Consider the following 13,441-nt stretch of genomic DNA (forward strand, 5'->3'; position numbering starts at 1 on the left):
CCCACACCGTCATCGGGGCAGATAGGCCCGGTGGGCCTTGGAGAACTCGTAGTTGTTGTACTTGTCCCAGTTGATCGACCACGTCATGAGGCCGCGCAGGTTCGGGTACACGCCCTTCGGTTTGTAGCTGCCGCACCGCGTTCCCTTGGTGAGGCAGTCCAGCGCGGTGTGGACGTCCGCGACGGAGGTGAACCCGTTGCCCGCGTACATCGCGGCGGGCAGGCCGATCGCGACCTGTTCCTGACGCAACGGCGCGAAGAACTTCGACGTGTCACCACGCACCGGGAACCCGGCGAGCACCATGTCGGTCATCGCCACGTGGAAGTCCGCGCCACCCATGTTGTGGTACTGGTTGTCCAGCCCCATCACGGGCCCGGAGTTGTAGTCCTGGACGTGCAGCAACGTCAGGTCGTTGCGCATGGCCTCGATCACCGGCAGGTACGCGCCCGTGCGCGCGTCACCGGTTCCCGTGCCGCCGTAGAACTGGTAGCCGACCTGCACGAAGAACGTCTCCGGCGCCATCGTGAGCACGAAGTTGGCTCCATAGCGGGCCTTCAGCGTCCGCAGTGCCGAGATCAGGTTCACGACCACGGGCGTGGTCGGGTTCCTGAAGTCGAGGTCGCCGGGGTTCAGCGACAGCGAGTGGCCCTCGAAGTCGACGTCGAGCCCGTTCAGGCCGTACTTGTCGATGATGGCGCCGACCGAGCGCACGAACGCGTCGCGCGCCGCCGTGGTCTCCAGCCGGACCTGGCCGTTCTGGCCGCCGATGGAGATGTTGACCTTCTTGCCCTTCTGCTGCTGGGCACGGATGCCGGCGATGAACTCGGCCTCGGACTCGACGTTCGGGCACTCCGCCACCGGGCACTGGCTGAACCGCAGGTCACCGCTCGTCGCGCTGGTGGGTTCGGCGAACGAGAGGTTGATGACGTCCCACTCGTCCGGCACGTCGGACATGCGGATGTAGCCGGAGCCGTTGGCGAAGCTCGCGTGCAGGTAGCCGACGAGCACCTTGCGCGGCAACTGTCCCGTGGGCGGCGGACCGGTCGTGGTGGTCGTAGTAGTTGTAGTGGTGGTCGTGCTCGTGGTCGAAGTGGTCGTCGGAACGGTGCCACCGGTGCACGCGGCACCGTTGATCGTGCAGTTCGACGGGTCGGCGGTGCCGGCGGCGTTGAAGCCGAAGGTCACGCTGGCGCCGGGCGCGACGGAGCCGTTGTACTCCCGGTTGACGAAGGTGTGGTGGTTGCCGCTCTTGGTGAGCAGCGAGTCCCAGTAGGCACCGACGGTGGTCGAGGCCGGGTAGTCGAACTCGACCTTCCAGGAACTGATGGCCGCGCTGGTCTCGTTCTTGATCGTCACCGTCGCGGTGTAGCCGGTAGCCCAGCCGTTCTTGGCGAACGTCGCCGTGACTCCGGCGGCGCTGGCAGGGGCGAGGCTCACGATCACGGTGCCGAGCACCAGTGCGGCCACCGCGGATATTCGAGCGAACAACAGCATGGGTTCCATCCCTCACGCGTTGGCGGCCGGCAGGGGGTCACCCCGAATTGGACTAGACCATCTATCACGAAGTCAAGGTCCTAGACTCCCGGCCGTGCCCCACGCTCGTGCCGCAGACGGAACCAGCCTCTTCTACTCGATCGAGGGCTCCGGGCCTCCCCTGCTGCTGATCGCGGGCCAGTCGAACTCGTCCCGCTGGTGGTCACAGGTCCGCGAGGACTTCTCCGCGCGGTTCACGACGATCGTCACCGACCACCGCGGTACCGGTTCCAGCGACAAGCCGGACGTCCCGTACAGCACGCGGATGTTCGCGTCGGACTGCGTCGCGATCCTGGCCGCCGCGGGAATCGGCAAAGCCCACGTCTACGGCACCTCGATGGGCGGGCGGATCGCGCAGTGGATCGCGGCCTCGTACAGCGAGCGCGTCGACCGGCTGGTGCTGGGCTGCACCTCCCCCGGCGGCGCGCACGGCGTCGAGCGCAGCGCCGAGGTGCGCAAGTCACTGGCACAGGCAGACCCGATGAAAGCGCGCAGGGCGTTGGAAGAACTGATGTACACGCCGGCCTACCGCGGCCCGTACAACACGCTCGGCGACCCGCAGATGCCGCCGTACGCGCGCAAGCGGCACCTCTTTGCGAGCGCCGAGCACGACGCGTGGGCAGTGTTGCCGTCGATCACCGCGCCAACCCTGGTGGTGCACGGCACCGAGGACGTCTTCAACCCGACGGCCAACGCTCCCCTGATCACGTCACGCATCCCAGGCGCTCGCATGCACCTGATCGAAGGCGCACGGCACGGTTACTTCGAGGAGTTCCGCGCCGAAGCGTCGCCTCTGGTGATGGACTTCCTCAGCCCGTGACCCACCGCAGACCGCGCATCAACGCATGCCCCGCGACCCGCACCCCGGTGGCCTCCGTAACCGGCAGGTAGGGCAGCCGCAACGGAATCCGCGCCCACACCGGCAACGTGGCGACCGCCGTGGCGCTCAGGATCGCGTACGGCCCGCGCGCCAGCATCGGCAACGGTGCCTTGAACAGCAGGAACCTCGCCGCTTCGCGCGCCTCGGGCGTGCCCTTCAGCTCGCCCCGGTACGAGTCGAGCTTCGCCTTGAGCGCGGCGGTCGTGCGCGGCGGGTCCGGAATGCCCATGGCGTCGGCGATGACCGCCATGTCGGCGACGTACCCGTCGTAGTCGTCGAGCGGCTTCTCGCCGTAACGCCGGTGGCAGCGCAGGAAGCTGTCGACCTCGGCCACGTGCACCCACCCCAGCAGGTGCGGGTCGTCGGCGCGGTACAGGCGGCCGTCCGGCGCGGTGCCGTGGATGTGCCGATGCACGCGCCCGAGCCGTTCGACGGCCTTGAGCGCGTCCTCGGCGGTGCCGTAGGTGGTGACGCCGACGAACAGGCTCGTGCGCTGCAACCGGCCCCACGGATCGGTCAGGTAGTCGGAGTGCTGCGCCACCGCCGCCATCGCCAGCGGGTGCAACGACTGCAGCAGCAGCGCCCGCAGCCCGCCGATGAACATGGCGTGATCCGCGTGCACGTGCCGGATCGGCCGGTCGTCCGCGAACAGCCGCGGGCCGGGCGTCTCGTGGATCCTGCGCGCGTGTTTCTCCCGCTCGGGACCCACGACCTTCTCGAAGAGTCCTTGGCTCACCTGGCGCCGCAGTGCCTCCAGCATGACTTCATGATGCGCTCCGGTCCCTGAGAAAGGCACCCCGCGCGGGCAGGGTGCCTGTCAGAGACGGAATCAGGCGAGCGCGATCTGGTCCAGATCGGGAGCGCCGGCGGTGTCGTTGCCGAACCTGATGGTGTTGGCACCGGCGTTCAACGTAACCGGGATCTCAGCCACGTAAGGCGTGCTGTTGCCGATCCCGTCGACCTTGACCTCGACCGGCGCACCCCCGTTGACCGTCACGAAGTACGACCGGGGCCCGTTCACCGTGAACCGGACGAACAGCCGGTAGGAACGCGTCTCCGGCACGATCACCTGAGGAAAGGTCACCGAAGCATCCGCGCTGCCGCCGATGTTGCGCACCTTCTCCGCACCGGAGCACGCACCGCAGCCCGTCAACCCGGTGCTGCCGAATCGGTTCGCCGAGTCCTCGGCCTCACGCACGAACACCCGGTCGGCAGGCCTGGTGCGCACCGGCACCGCGCCCGAGACCCTGCGGTCGCTGCCCAGCAACCGGAACGAGGCGGCGACGGGGATGCTCGCCGAGCCCACGTCCTGCCCGGCGGGCGAGGTCGCCGTCCAGGTGCCTTCGAGCAGACCGGCCAGGCGCATCGACGTCCGCACAGCGGGTGCGCCGGTCAGGGTCCAGCCGGCGGGCAGCGACGGTGCCAGCGAGACGTCGTCGATCTGGTCGTCGGCGTCGAGCCGGAGGCGTGCGGTGATCTTCACGGACTGCTGACCGGGTCCGGCCCATTGCACGCCATGGGGTTGCACGGTCAGGGTCGTCTTCGGGGTGTAGGTCGACGGTGGCAGGCCGCCGACCGAGACGCGGTCCAGGCCGAGCCGGCCGGTGCTGAAGACCTTCACGGTGTTGCGGCCCGCGTTCAGCGGCACCGCGATCGACGCCGCGTCCGGCACGTCGGCGCGGTCCCTCGGCACCGCGACGGACGTCGGTGCCGCGCCGTTCACCGAGACGGACACGGTGGACGCCTCGGCGGCCGTCACGTCGAGCCGCAGGGCGTAAATGCCTGCCGTGGCAACGGAAACGTCGCGGTAGGTCACGGCGTTGCGCTCGCCGCCGCCGAGGCCGGTCACCTGCCTCGTGCCGGAGCAGGCCGCGCAGGACTCGGTGCGCGCCGAGCCCGATCGTGCCGCGGCCTCGGCCTCCAGCGCGCCGTCCCGCGAGCCGCGTGGATAGCTGTGGCCGACGCGGATCTCGTCGATCTTGAGTTGCCTGGAGTAGACAGGCGCCTGCGGTCCGCCCCAGGTGCCGAGCACGGTCAGCTTCAGGAACCGGGCCTGCTGCACACCGATGTCGATGAACTGGGTGCCACGGGCGGAAGGCAGTGCGCCGCTGCGGACGTGCCACCACGTGCGGCCGTCGTCGGACCCCGTCACCTGGTAGTCCTTGATACGGCTCGAGTCCTCCGGCCTGCCGAACGACACGCGGGCGTGCGTCGGCGACGACTCGCGCTGGTTGACCGCGAGGAACGCGGCCTTCCTGCGGCGGCCGAGGTCGAGCGAGATCGACACGGGCTGGGCACCGCCGGCGTCCCAGTACGTCTCGTGGCTGCCGTCGGTGAGGTTCGAGGCGGGGAAACCGTTCCCGGACGACGTCGCCGACGCCTTCACGTCCGAATAGAAGCCTTGCTGGCCAAGGGTTTCCACGGCGAACACCGTGTCGTACTCGTCCCACTTCGTGATGCCCTGGATCGTCAGGTGACCGGCCGACTGCGTGAACCGCAGCTGTTCACCGGTCCGCAGATCACGGACGCTGGTGACCCGGTATCCGTTGTCCCGCAGGCGGACGAAGTCGGCGCGCGGCCGGGTGACGACGTGCACGTACTGCTTGCCGGTCCTGGGGTTGATGGTGATCACGCCGTGCGCGCCGTCGTTCCAGAACCCCGGCTGCATGCCGCCGTACAGGTAGCCGGCGCCCTCGACGCCGTGGATCGACTCGCGGATCGGTGGCACCCAGCCGGCCATGAAGTTGTTGTAGGTCTCCTGCTGCGCGGGCATCCTGCCGTTCACCATCGGTGTCTCGGCCATCAGCGACTTGATCGACGAGCCCGCGTTCGTGATGTAACGGCCGGTGTTCAGGCGCGTGTCGACGGCGTGGTTCCCGCCGTCGTACCACCAGGCGCCGGTGCTGGGCAGCTTGTAGCAGGCCTCGGACAGGCGCGGCATCGGCGTGAACGTCGCCGCCGGGTAGTCGTAGGACGGGAACATGCCGGTCTTCTGCTCGTTCGAGACCGTGTCCATGATCGGCGTGTCCTCGTTGTTGTTGCTCAGCAACCACGTCGGCCGCAGCTGCCGGACCTGCTCGTAGAGCCTGTTGCGCTCCCAGTACTCGTTGTCGTTGTCGATCCAGAACCCCGCGAGGTCGTCGTAGTTCCTCATGACCTCGAAGAAGAGGTCGTAGCTGTACCTGCCGAAGCCCTCGCGCGTGGTGAGGTCGACCTGCTCGCCCTTGTGGGCCGAGTAGGCGGCCGAGTCGAGCATCTGGACGCCCTGCTCGCTGTGCCACTGCGGGTCGTCGGTCATGTAGAGGATGACCTTGACACCCTTGGCCTTGCCCGCCCGGACGAGCTCACCGAGCAGGTCGCGTTCGGTGGCACAGCTCCCAGGGATCTTCGACGGCCACGGCCGCGCGTAGCCCAGCCTGCTGTGGAACGTCGCCAGCACGACGTAGGAGGCGCCGAGCTTGCGCGCCTCGTCGATCCAGTAGTCGGCGGTCCAGCCGCCACCGGTGACGTCGCGTTCCCACTCGGCGCAGTTCAGGTGCTTCGGGGCGGTGAACATGCCCCAGTGCAGGAACAACCCGGCGGTGGACTGCCGCAGCCAGTCCTGTCGAGGATGCTGTACCTCGGCCTGCGCCGGCCCCCGGGCCACCACGGTGAGCAGGCTTGCGAGCACCACGGCCACCACGGCCGCGCACACACGACGTAATCCCATGCGCCACGCTCTTCTCGTCCGGGGCGGCGGCGAGAACATCCGATGATTGCAACCGGAACGAGCCCGGTCAAGTCCTCGTCTTGGCGCAAACCCCGCTACTCATCGGAGCAATTCGCGATCACCCGCGCGGTCGGGCGCCGCCGTGGTAATCAAACCCTGGCCTGACCACGATCAACTTCGGCGCGCGAGAGCAGGACCTGGATGAACGACGAGCACCTGCCCGGCTTCTACCACGACGCGGAGGCGGTCTCCCGGCTCGGGCAGCGGCTCACGCTGCTGTTCAGCCGGGTGCGACTGATCGGCGCGGTGGTCGCGGCGGTGGGCGGTGCGTTCAAGTGGCAGATCGGCGGCGGTGTCGACGTCTGGGCCTGGGTGGCGCTGGGCGGGTTCCTCATCGCGCTGTTCGGCGAGCTGCTGCTGTGGGTGATGCATCCGGAGCTGAAGTGGAACGCGGGCCGGACCGTCGCCGAACGGGTGAAGTCGCTGGCATGGCGCTACGCCGTGGCGGGCGCCCCGTTCCAGGGCGGCGCCCAGGACCCCCGCAGGGCCTTCGAGCTCGCCATCGCCGACGCGGTCAGGGACCACCGCGGGAAGGTCCTGCTCACCAGCGAGAACGACACGGGCGAGCAGGTCATGACCGAGCTGCGGACCAGGCCGTTCGACGAGCGCAGGACCACCTACCGCGAAGACCGCGTGCGACCGCAGCTGCAGTGGTACCGCGACAGGTCGGCGATGAACGAGACCCGTGCGAACGTGTTCCGTGTCCTGATGATCGCCGGAGAGCTCGTCGCGATCGTCTTCGCCATCCTGCGCATCAACGGCGTCTGGGACGTCGACCTGTCCGGCGTGATGGCCGCGGCCGTCGCGGGCGGTGCGGCGTGGATCGGGCTGCGCCAGTACGAGAACCTCAGCGTCGGCTACGCGGCGGCGGCCGGCGAGCTTGCGGAGATCTACCACCGGCTCCCCCACGCCATGGAGAGCGACTGGGCCGCCACGGTCGCCGAGACCGAGGCCGTGATCGGCAAGGAGCACTCCGCCTGGCTCGCGTCGCGGCCCAGCGCGACCTGACCGGCGCGTGCCGTCAGCCGAGCGCCTCGACGACCTTGGTCACCATCGCGCGTTCCGCCACCGCCACCTCGCCGTCCGCGCCGGCCACCGAACGGCACATCTCCGACACGGCGGCGCGGAAGATCGCCACGTCACGCGGTTCGTTGGCGTTGATGATCGCCACGGAGTCCCGCAGCGCGGCCAGGACACCGGACTCCACATCGGACGCCGTGCCCTTCGGCAACGAGGGCGGGGCGGCGGCGATGATGGCGCGCAGGTCGTCCGAGAGCAGGGTGATGGCCCTGACACCGGCCTGGCTCTCCTCGTCGACCGAGCCGGGGTCCGCGGTGGACACCAGCACCATGGCACCGAAAACGGCCGTGCGGAGGGTCTGCCCCTCCGCCTCCGTGTACGCAGTCATGGGCGCCAGCCTATGCAACGATCACCGACCATGAGTGCGGGTCAGGTGCTTGGCGCCAACATCAGGGCGTTCCGCGAGCAACGCGGGCTGTCGCTGTCGGAGCTCGCGCGGCGGTCGTCCATCGCCAAGGGCACGCTGTCCCAGCTGGAGAGCGGCGCGGGCAACCCGACGATCGAAACAGTGTTCAGTTTGTCGAACGCTCTGGACGTGCCGGTGTCGGAGCTCGTGACCGAGCGGACGTCGCCGGACGTCGTGCTGGTGCGCGCCCGTGACGTCGAGGTGCTCAGCAGCAACGCCGTCGACCTGCGACTGATGCGGCGGATGGACATCGGGGACACCGTGCTGGAGATCTACGACCAGCGGGTCCGGCCCGGAGCCACGCAGACCAGCGAAGGTCATCCCGGCAAGGAGCACGTGCTGGTCACGAGCGGCCGGCTGCGGGTGGGACCGGTGGACGCGCCGTACGAGCTGGGGCCGGGCGACTACGTGTGCTTCCCCGGCTCGATGCCGCACTCGTACGAGACCGTCGGCGACGAGGTCAGCTCGGTACTGGTGCTGGAGTATCCGAAGCACTAACGTTCATTCTATTGAACGGAGGTGGCGATGCAGCCGGACGTCGTGGTCATGGGCGCGGGCATCATCGGGGCCGCGTGCGCCCAGGCCCTGAGGGCGCGCGGACTCGGTGTGCTCGTCGTCGACCGTCACGGACCGGCGTCGGGCACCAGCGCGGCCGGCGAGGGCAACGTGCTGGTCAGTGACAAGGAGCCCGGTCCGGAACTCGGCCTCGCCCTGGCGAGCCGCGACCTGTGGCCGGAACTCGCGCTGGACGCCGAGTGGGAGGAGAAGGGCGGACTGGTCGTCGCCACGACCTCCGGGGCCGTCGTCCCGCTGCAGTCCTTCGCCGCCGCCCAGCGCGCGGCGGGCGTCGACGCCTGCGAGATCACCGCGGCGGACGCTCTGGCCCGCGAGCCGCACCTCAACCCGGAGATCACCGCCGCCGTCCACTACCTGCAGGACGCGCAGCTCAACCCAGTCAAGGCGACCCGGACCCTGCTGCGCGGCATCGAGGTCAGGCGCACCGAGGTGTCCGCGACGGACGGACGCAGCGTGACGACGCCCGAGGGCGTGATCAGCTGCGGCGCGGTCGTCAACGCCACCGGCCCGTGGGCGCGGAACTTCGGCGTCAACGTGCTGCCCCGGCGTGGCGTGGTGCTCGTGACCACGCCGATCCCCGGCAAGATCCGGCACAAGGTCTACGACGCGGACTACGTCGGCGCGGTCGCGAGCGGCGACGCGGACCTCCAGACGTCCGGTGTGGTCGAGTCGACGCAGGCCGGCACCGTGCTGATCGGGTCGAGCCGCCAGCGCAAGGGCTTCGACGACACGATCGAGAGCAAGGTGCTGAAAGCACTGGCGCGCAAGGCGATCGCGATGTTCCCGATGCTGACGAACGTCCCGGTCATGCGCGCGTACGGCGGTTTCCGCCCGTACGCGCCGGACCACCTGCCGATCATCGGCGAGGACCCCCGCACGCCCGGCCTGTGGCACGCGACCGGCCACGAGGGCGCGGGCGTCGGTCTCGCCCCGGCGACCGGACGCCTGCTCGCCCAGCTGCTCACCGGCGAGAACCCCCTGGTGGACCCCCACCCGTTCCGCGTGGACCGGCCGGAGGTGATGGTGTGAGAGTGACGTTCAACGGCCTGCCCCGCGAGGTCGCGCACGTCGCGGAGTTGTTGCCCGGCAGGTACTTCTGCGGCATCGGCGTGTGCTTCGGCTGCGTCGCGGAGATCAACGGCGTGCCCGAGGTACGCGCGTGCCGCCACCCGCTGCGCGACGGCGACGTGATCAGGACGACGTCATGAGGATCGTGGTCGTGGGGGCGGGCCCCGCCGGAATGGCCGCCGCCCGGACGGCCGCCGACGCGGGTGCCGAAGTCACGATGGTCGACTCGGAACCGGAGGCCGGCGGCCAGTATTTGCGCGGCCGGGCCAGGTTCAGCCACGCCGGGGTCACGCACCTCAAGAACACCGAGGCCTGGCTGGTGGAGGGGAACACGCTCCACCTGCGCGGACCAGCGCAACTGCGGTTCGACGCGCTGGTCATCGCCACCGGCGCCTACGACCGCCCGCTGCCCTTCCCCGGCTGGGACGGCCCCGGCGTGATCACCGCAGGCGCCGCCCAGGCGCTCGCGAAACAGGGCGTCACGCTGGCCGAACGCGTGATCGTCACCGGCACCGGCCCGTTCTTGTTGCCCGTCGCCACGGCGCTGCAGGATCTCGGCGCCACCCTCGTAGGCGTCTACGAGGCGTCGTCCCCCACCCGATGGCTCCGCGAGGCCAAGGCGATCACCGCGAACCGGCACAAGATCGGCGAGCTCGCCGGCTACCGGAAAGTGCTGCCACGCCTGGAAACCCGCACCGCCGTGATCGCCAAGCACGGTGACCGCGTGACGGTCGCGAAGCTCGACAGCCGGTGGCGCCCGGTCAGCCACCGCACCGTGCACGCCGATCTCGTCTGCGTCGGCTACGGCTTCCTCCCCCGCACCGATCTCCTGCCGGACGCCCGGCGCACCAACGACTTCTACGACGTCGACGAACGCCAGCGGACGTCGGTCGAGAACGTCTACGCGGCCGGCGAGGTCACCGGCATCGGCGGCGCCGACCTCGCCGAGGCCGAGGGCGTCGTCGCCGGAGCCGCCGCGGCAGGACTGAACCCGCCCGCGAAGGCGGTGGAAGCCGTGCGCAAAGGCCGCCTGTTCGCCCAGGCCCTGGCCAGAGCGCATGCCGTGCAACCGGGCTGGCAGACGTGGCCGGCCCCGGACACCACCGTGTGCCGCTGCGAGAAGGTCCGTCTCGAAGATCTGACCGGCGCGACCAGCATGCGCGAGCTCAAGCTCACCAGCCGGGTCGCGATGGGCCGCTGTCAGGGCCGCATCTGCGCCCGCAACGCCGCCGAACTGACCGGCGTGCCGTTCGACGGCCAGCGCCGCGTGATCGCGGTCCCGATCCCCCTCGGCGAACTCGCCGCACTCCCGGAGGAGAAGAAGTCATGACCGAACGCCTCGACGGCGTCATCGTCGCCACCGCACTCCCCTACGCCGAGGACCCGAGCGCCCCGGCGGGACTGCGCCCGGACCTCGATCGGTTCGCCGAGCACTGCCGGTGGGTCGTCGACAGCGGCTGCCGCGGCGTCGGCCCGAACGGGTCGCTGGGCGAGTACTCGTCGCTGACCGACGCGGAACGCCGTGAGGTCGCGCGGACCGCCATCGCGGCGGTCAAGGGACGCGGCATCGCGGTCATCGGCGTGCACGGCGTGGGCGCGCACCAGGCCCGGCACTGGGCCGAACTCGCGGCCGAGGACGGCGCGGACGGCGTGCTGTGCCTGCCGCCGACGATGTACCGGGCCAACCGCGGCGAGGTCGTGCACCACTTCCGCGAGGTCGCGAAGGCCGGGCTGCCGATCATGGTCTACAACAACCCGATCGACACCAAGGTCGACCTGACACCGGACCTGCTCGCCGAGCTCGGCCAGATCGAGAACGTCGTGGCGGTCAAGGAGTTCTCCGGTGACGTCCGGCGCGTGCTGGAGATCCGCGCGGCCGCCCCACACCTCACCGTCGTGGCGGGCGCGGACGACGTCGTGCTGGAGAGCCTGCTGATGGGCGCGACGGGCTGGTTCGCGGGCTACCCCAACGTGTTCCCGGCCGAGAGCAAGCAGCTGTTCGACCTGGCGCTGGAGGGCAGGCTCGACGAGGCGCGGGCGTTGTACGAAAAGCTCGTGCCGGCGTTCCGCTGGGACTCGCGCATCGAGTTCGTGCAGGCCATCAAGCGTTCGATGGACTACGTCGGCCGCTACGGCGGTCCGTGCCGTCCGCCGCGTGGCCCGCTGAGCCCCGAGCAGCTCGCCCAGGTCGACGCGGACATGAAGCTGGCGACCTCATGAGGTTCGCCAGGTACTTCAGCGCCGTCGACTCGCACACCGAGGGCATGCCGACGCGGGTGATCACGGGCGGAGTCGGCGTGATCCCCGGCGAGACCATGGCCGAGAAGCGGCTGAACTTCATCAAGAACCACGACCACATCCGCAGGCTGCTGGTCAACGAACCGCGCGGCCACGCGGCGATGAGCGGCGCGATCCTGCAGCCGCCGACCCGCCAGGACGCGGACTGGGGCGTGCTGTTCATCGAGGTCTCCGGCCTGCTGCCGATGTGCGGGCACGGCACGATCGGCGTCGCCACGGTGCTGGTCGAGACCGGCATGGTCGAGATGACAGCGCCTGTCACGACCGTGCGCCTGGACACCCCGGCCGGGCTGGTGCTCGCCGACTACGACACCCGCACGACGCTCGTGACGATCCGCAACGTCCCGTCCTACGCGCACGAGCTGGACGCCGTGGTGACCGTGCCGGGACTGGGCGAGGTCCGGTACGACATGGCGTACGGCGGCAACTTCTACGCGATCGTGCCACTCGCCGACCTGGGCATCCCGTTCGACCGCGCGGAGAAGGACCGGATCCTGGCCGCCGGTCTGTCCATCATGGACGAGATCAACGCGGTGAACCGGCCGGTGCACCCCGTGGACGCGGCGATCGGCGGGTGCAAGCACGTCCAGTTCGTCGCGCCCGGCCAGGACGGCGCCCACTCGCGCAACGCGATGGCGATCCACCCCGGCTGGTTCGACCGATCCCCCTGCGGCACAGGCACCTGCGCCCGGATGGCCCAGCTGCACGCGCGTGGTGAGCTCGGCATCGGCGAGGACTTCGTGAACGAGTCGTTCATCGGCACGAGGTTCGTCGGCCGGCTGCTGGAGGAGGTCCCGCTCGGCGACCGCACGGCCGTCGTGCCCACGGTGGCCGGCCGGGCGTGGATCACCGGCATGGGCCAGTACCTGCTGGACGAGACCGACCCGTTCCCCGAGGGCTTCGCGCTCTAGTCACTAGAGTCAAGTTCGTGACAACGACGCCCAGTCTGGAAGCGCTGCTCCGCATCGGACCGTTCCACTCGGCGCTGCGCGCGGCCATCCGCCGGCGTGGCCTGACGCTGGAACGGCTCCGGCTGCGCCTGGGGCAGCAGGACGTGGCGGTCGCGCTGTCGACGCTGAGCGACTGGCAGCAGGGCCGGGTGCGGCCGGTCTCCCCGAAGTCGCTCAGGGCCGTGGCGGTGCTGGAGGAGCTGCTGGAGGTGCCGCCGCGCTCGCTGCTGGCCCTGCTGGAGCACACCGGCCCGAGCGGCTGGCCGGACGTCGTGCCCGGCATGATTCCCGGCTTCAACGCCAACGACCTGGAGATCCTCTCCCGGCACGACAGGGTGTTCGTGGACGCGGAACGGCACGCGTCCCGCGTCCACACGCAGATGGTCGTCCGCGCGCGCAATGACGGCGTCGACAGGTTCTACGCACACTACTTCTGCGACGACACGGTGGAGACCGCGCAGCTACGGCAGGAGCCCGTCCGCAACTGCCGTCTCGGCCGGTCCACACGTCACGAGGCCGAGCGCGTGGTCGTGCACGAGCTGCTCTTCGACAAGCCGTTGCGGGAAGGCGAGACCTGGGTCTTCGAGTTCGTCGCGCACGACGCCACGCGGATCGACAGCATCGAGTACGCGCACGGCGTGCGCTGTTTCCTCGCGCAGAGCCTGATCGAGGTGCACTTCGACCCGGCGGCGCTGCCCGTCGACCCGCACGTGTACCTGCAGGACTGGGAGGAGCAGGAACCGCACCGGACCATCGACCTGGTGCCGGACCACACGAACTCCGTGCACCACTTCGAGACCGACGTGTCGGTGAACTGGGTCGGTATCCGCTGGAGCTGGGCTTAGGCCGTTACCTTCCGAAGTCTCCCCAAATCGGGGAAC

General features: G+C 69.8%; 13 protein-coding genes. 9 read left to right on the top strand and 4 right to left on the bottom strand.

Features of this window, described 5'->3' with window-relative positions:
* Nucleotides 1-9: 9 nt before the first annotated feature.
* Nucleotides 10-1,494 (bottom strand): chitinase, encoded by a 1,485-nt coding sequence (locus tag BLR21_RS11510; RefSeq protein ID WP_338061041.1) that lies wholly within the window; start codon nucleotides 1,492-1,494, stop codon nucleotides 10-12.
* A 94-nt stretch (nucleotides 1,495-1,588) separates the two neighbouring features.
* Here BLR21_RS11510 and BLR21_RS11515 point away from each other — a divergent pair, with 94 nt between their 5' ends.
* Nucleotides 1,589-2,353 (top strand): alpha/beta fold hydrolase, encoded by a 765-nt coding sequence (locus BLR21_RS11515; RefSeq protein ID WP_090005822.1) that lies wholly within the window; start codon nucleotides 1,589-1,591, stop codon nucleotides 2,351-2,353.
* On the opposite strand, the gene BLR21_RS11520 is transcribed toward BLR21_RS11515, so the two are convergent.
* Both BLR21_RS11520 and BLR21_RS11525 read right to left on the bottom strand, forming a co-directional pair.
* On the bottom strand, nucleotides 2,343-3,173 hold the full coding sequence (locus tag BLR21_RS11520; protein WP_090005823.1) for an oxygenase MpaB family protein: 831 nt from the start codon (nucleotides 3,171-3,173) through the stop codon (nucleotides 2,343-2,345). The two genes, BLR21_RS11515 and BLR21_RS11520, sit on opposite strands and share 11 nt — an antisense overlap.
* A 69-nt stretch (nucleotides 3,174-3,242) precedes the next feature.
* Nucleotides 3,243-6,122: an alpha-L-fucosidase gene (locus BLR21_RS11525; protein ID WP_090005824.1), complete on the bottom strand. Its 2,880-nt coding sequence runs from the start codon at nucleotides 6,120-6,122 to the stop codon at nucleotides 3,243-3,245.
* A 201-nt stretch (nucleotides 6,123-6,323) separates the two neighbouring features.
* On the opposite strand from BLR21_RS11525, the gene BLR21_RS11530 reads away from it, so the two are divergent.
* Complete coding sequence (locus tag BLR21_RS11530; protein ID WP_090005825.1) at nucleotides 6,324-7,190, top strand: DUF4231 domain-containing protein; 867 nt, start codon at nucleotides 6,324-6,326, stop codon at nucleotides 7,188-7,190.
* A 13-nt stretch (nucleotides 7,191-7,203) separates the two neighbouring features.
* Here BLR21_RS11530 and BLR21_RS11535 read toward each other — a convergent pair whose 3' ends face one another.
* Nucleotides 7,204-7,590 carry a hypothetical protein gene (locus BLR21_RS11535; protein WP_090005826.1) on the bottom strand — a complete coding sequence of 129 codons (387 nt, stop codon included), beginning with the start codon at nucleotides 7,588-7,590 and terminating at the stop codon, nucleotides 7,204-7,206.
* 30 nt (nucleotides 7,591-7,620) lie between these two features.
* Here BLR21_RS11535 and BLR21_RS11540 point away from each other — a divergent pair, with 30 nt between their 5' ends.
* The 7 genes from BLR21_RS11540 to BLR21_RS11570 are packed head-to-tail and all read left to right on the top strand — an operon-like array spanning nucleotide 7,621 to nucleotide 13,405.
* Complete coding sequence (locus BLR21_RS11540) at nucleotides 7,621-8,166, top strand: helix-turn-helix domain-containing protein (protein ID WP_090005827.1); 546 nt, start codon at nucleotides 7,621-7,623, stop codon at nucleotides 8,164-8,166.
* 27 nt (nucleotides 8,167-8,193) lie between these two features.
* Entirely contained in the window at nucleotides 8,194-9,273 is a 1,080-nt protein-coding gene (locus BLR21_RS11545) for an NAD(P)/FAD-dependent oxidoreductase (protein WP_090006044.1), read from the top strand.
* Nucleotides 9,270-9,452: a 2Fe-2S iron-sulfur cluster-binding protein gene (locus BLR21_RS44530; RefSeq protein WP_090005828.1), complete on the top strand. Its 183-nt coding sequence runs from the start codon at nucleotides 9,270-9,272 to the stop codon at nucleotides 9,450-9,452. The genes BLR21_RS11545 and BLR21_RS44530 overlap by 4 nt, the downstream gene beginning before the upstream one ends.
* A complete protein-coding gene (locus BLR21_RS11555; RefSeq protein WP_090005829.1) occupies nucleotides 9,449-10,642 on the top strand; it encodes an NAD(P)/FAD-dependent oxidoreductase in 1,194 nt (397 codons plus the stop codon). The genes BLR21_RS44530 and BLR21_RS11555 overlap by 4 nt, the downstream gene beginning before the upstream one ends.
* Nucleotides 10,639-11,532: a dihydrodipicolinate synthase family protein gene (locus BLR21_RS11560; protein ID WP_090005830.1), complete on the top strand. Its 894-nt coding sequence runs from the start codon at nucleotides 10,639-10,641 to the stop codon at nucleotides 11,530-11,532. Before BLR21_RS11555 ends, BLR21_RS11560 begins: the two co-directional genes overlap by 4 nt.
* Nucleotides 11,529-12,521: a proline racemase family protein gene (locus tag BLR21_RS11565; RefSeq protein WP_090005831.1), complete on the top strand. Its 993-nt coding sequence runs from the start codon at nucleotides 11,529-11,531 to the stop codon at nucleotides 12,519-12,521. The genes BLR21_RS11560 and BLR21_RS11565 overlap by 4 nt, the downstream gene beginning before the upstream one ends.
* A gap of 17 nt (nucleotides 12,522-12,538) precedes the next feature.
* Nucleotides 12,539-13,405 carry a hypothetical protein gene (locus BLR21_RS11570; RefSeq protein ID WP_090005832.1) on the top strand — a complete coding sequence of 289 codons (867 nt, stop codon included), beginning with the start codon at nucleotides 12,539-12,541 and terminating at the stop codon, nucleotides 13,403-13,405.
* Nucleotides 13,406-13,441: the final 36 nt, after the last annotated feature.

Origin of the sequence: Lentzea albidocapillata subsp. violacea, assembly GCF_900100275.1 — a bacterium.
Taxonomy (GTDB): Bacteria; Actinomycetota; Actinomycetes; order Mycobacteriales; family Pseudonocardiaceae; genus Lentzea; species Lentzea violacea.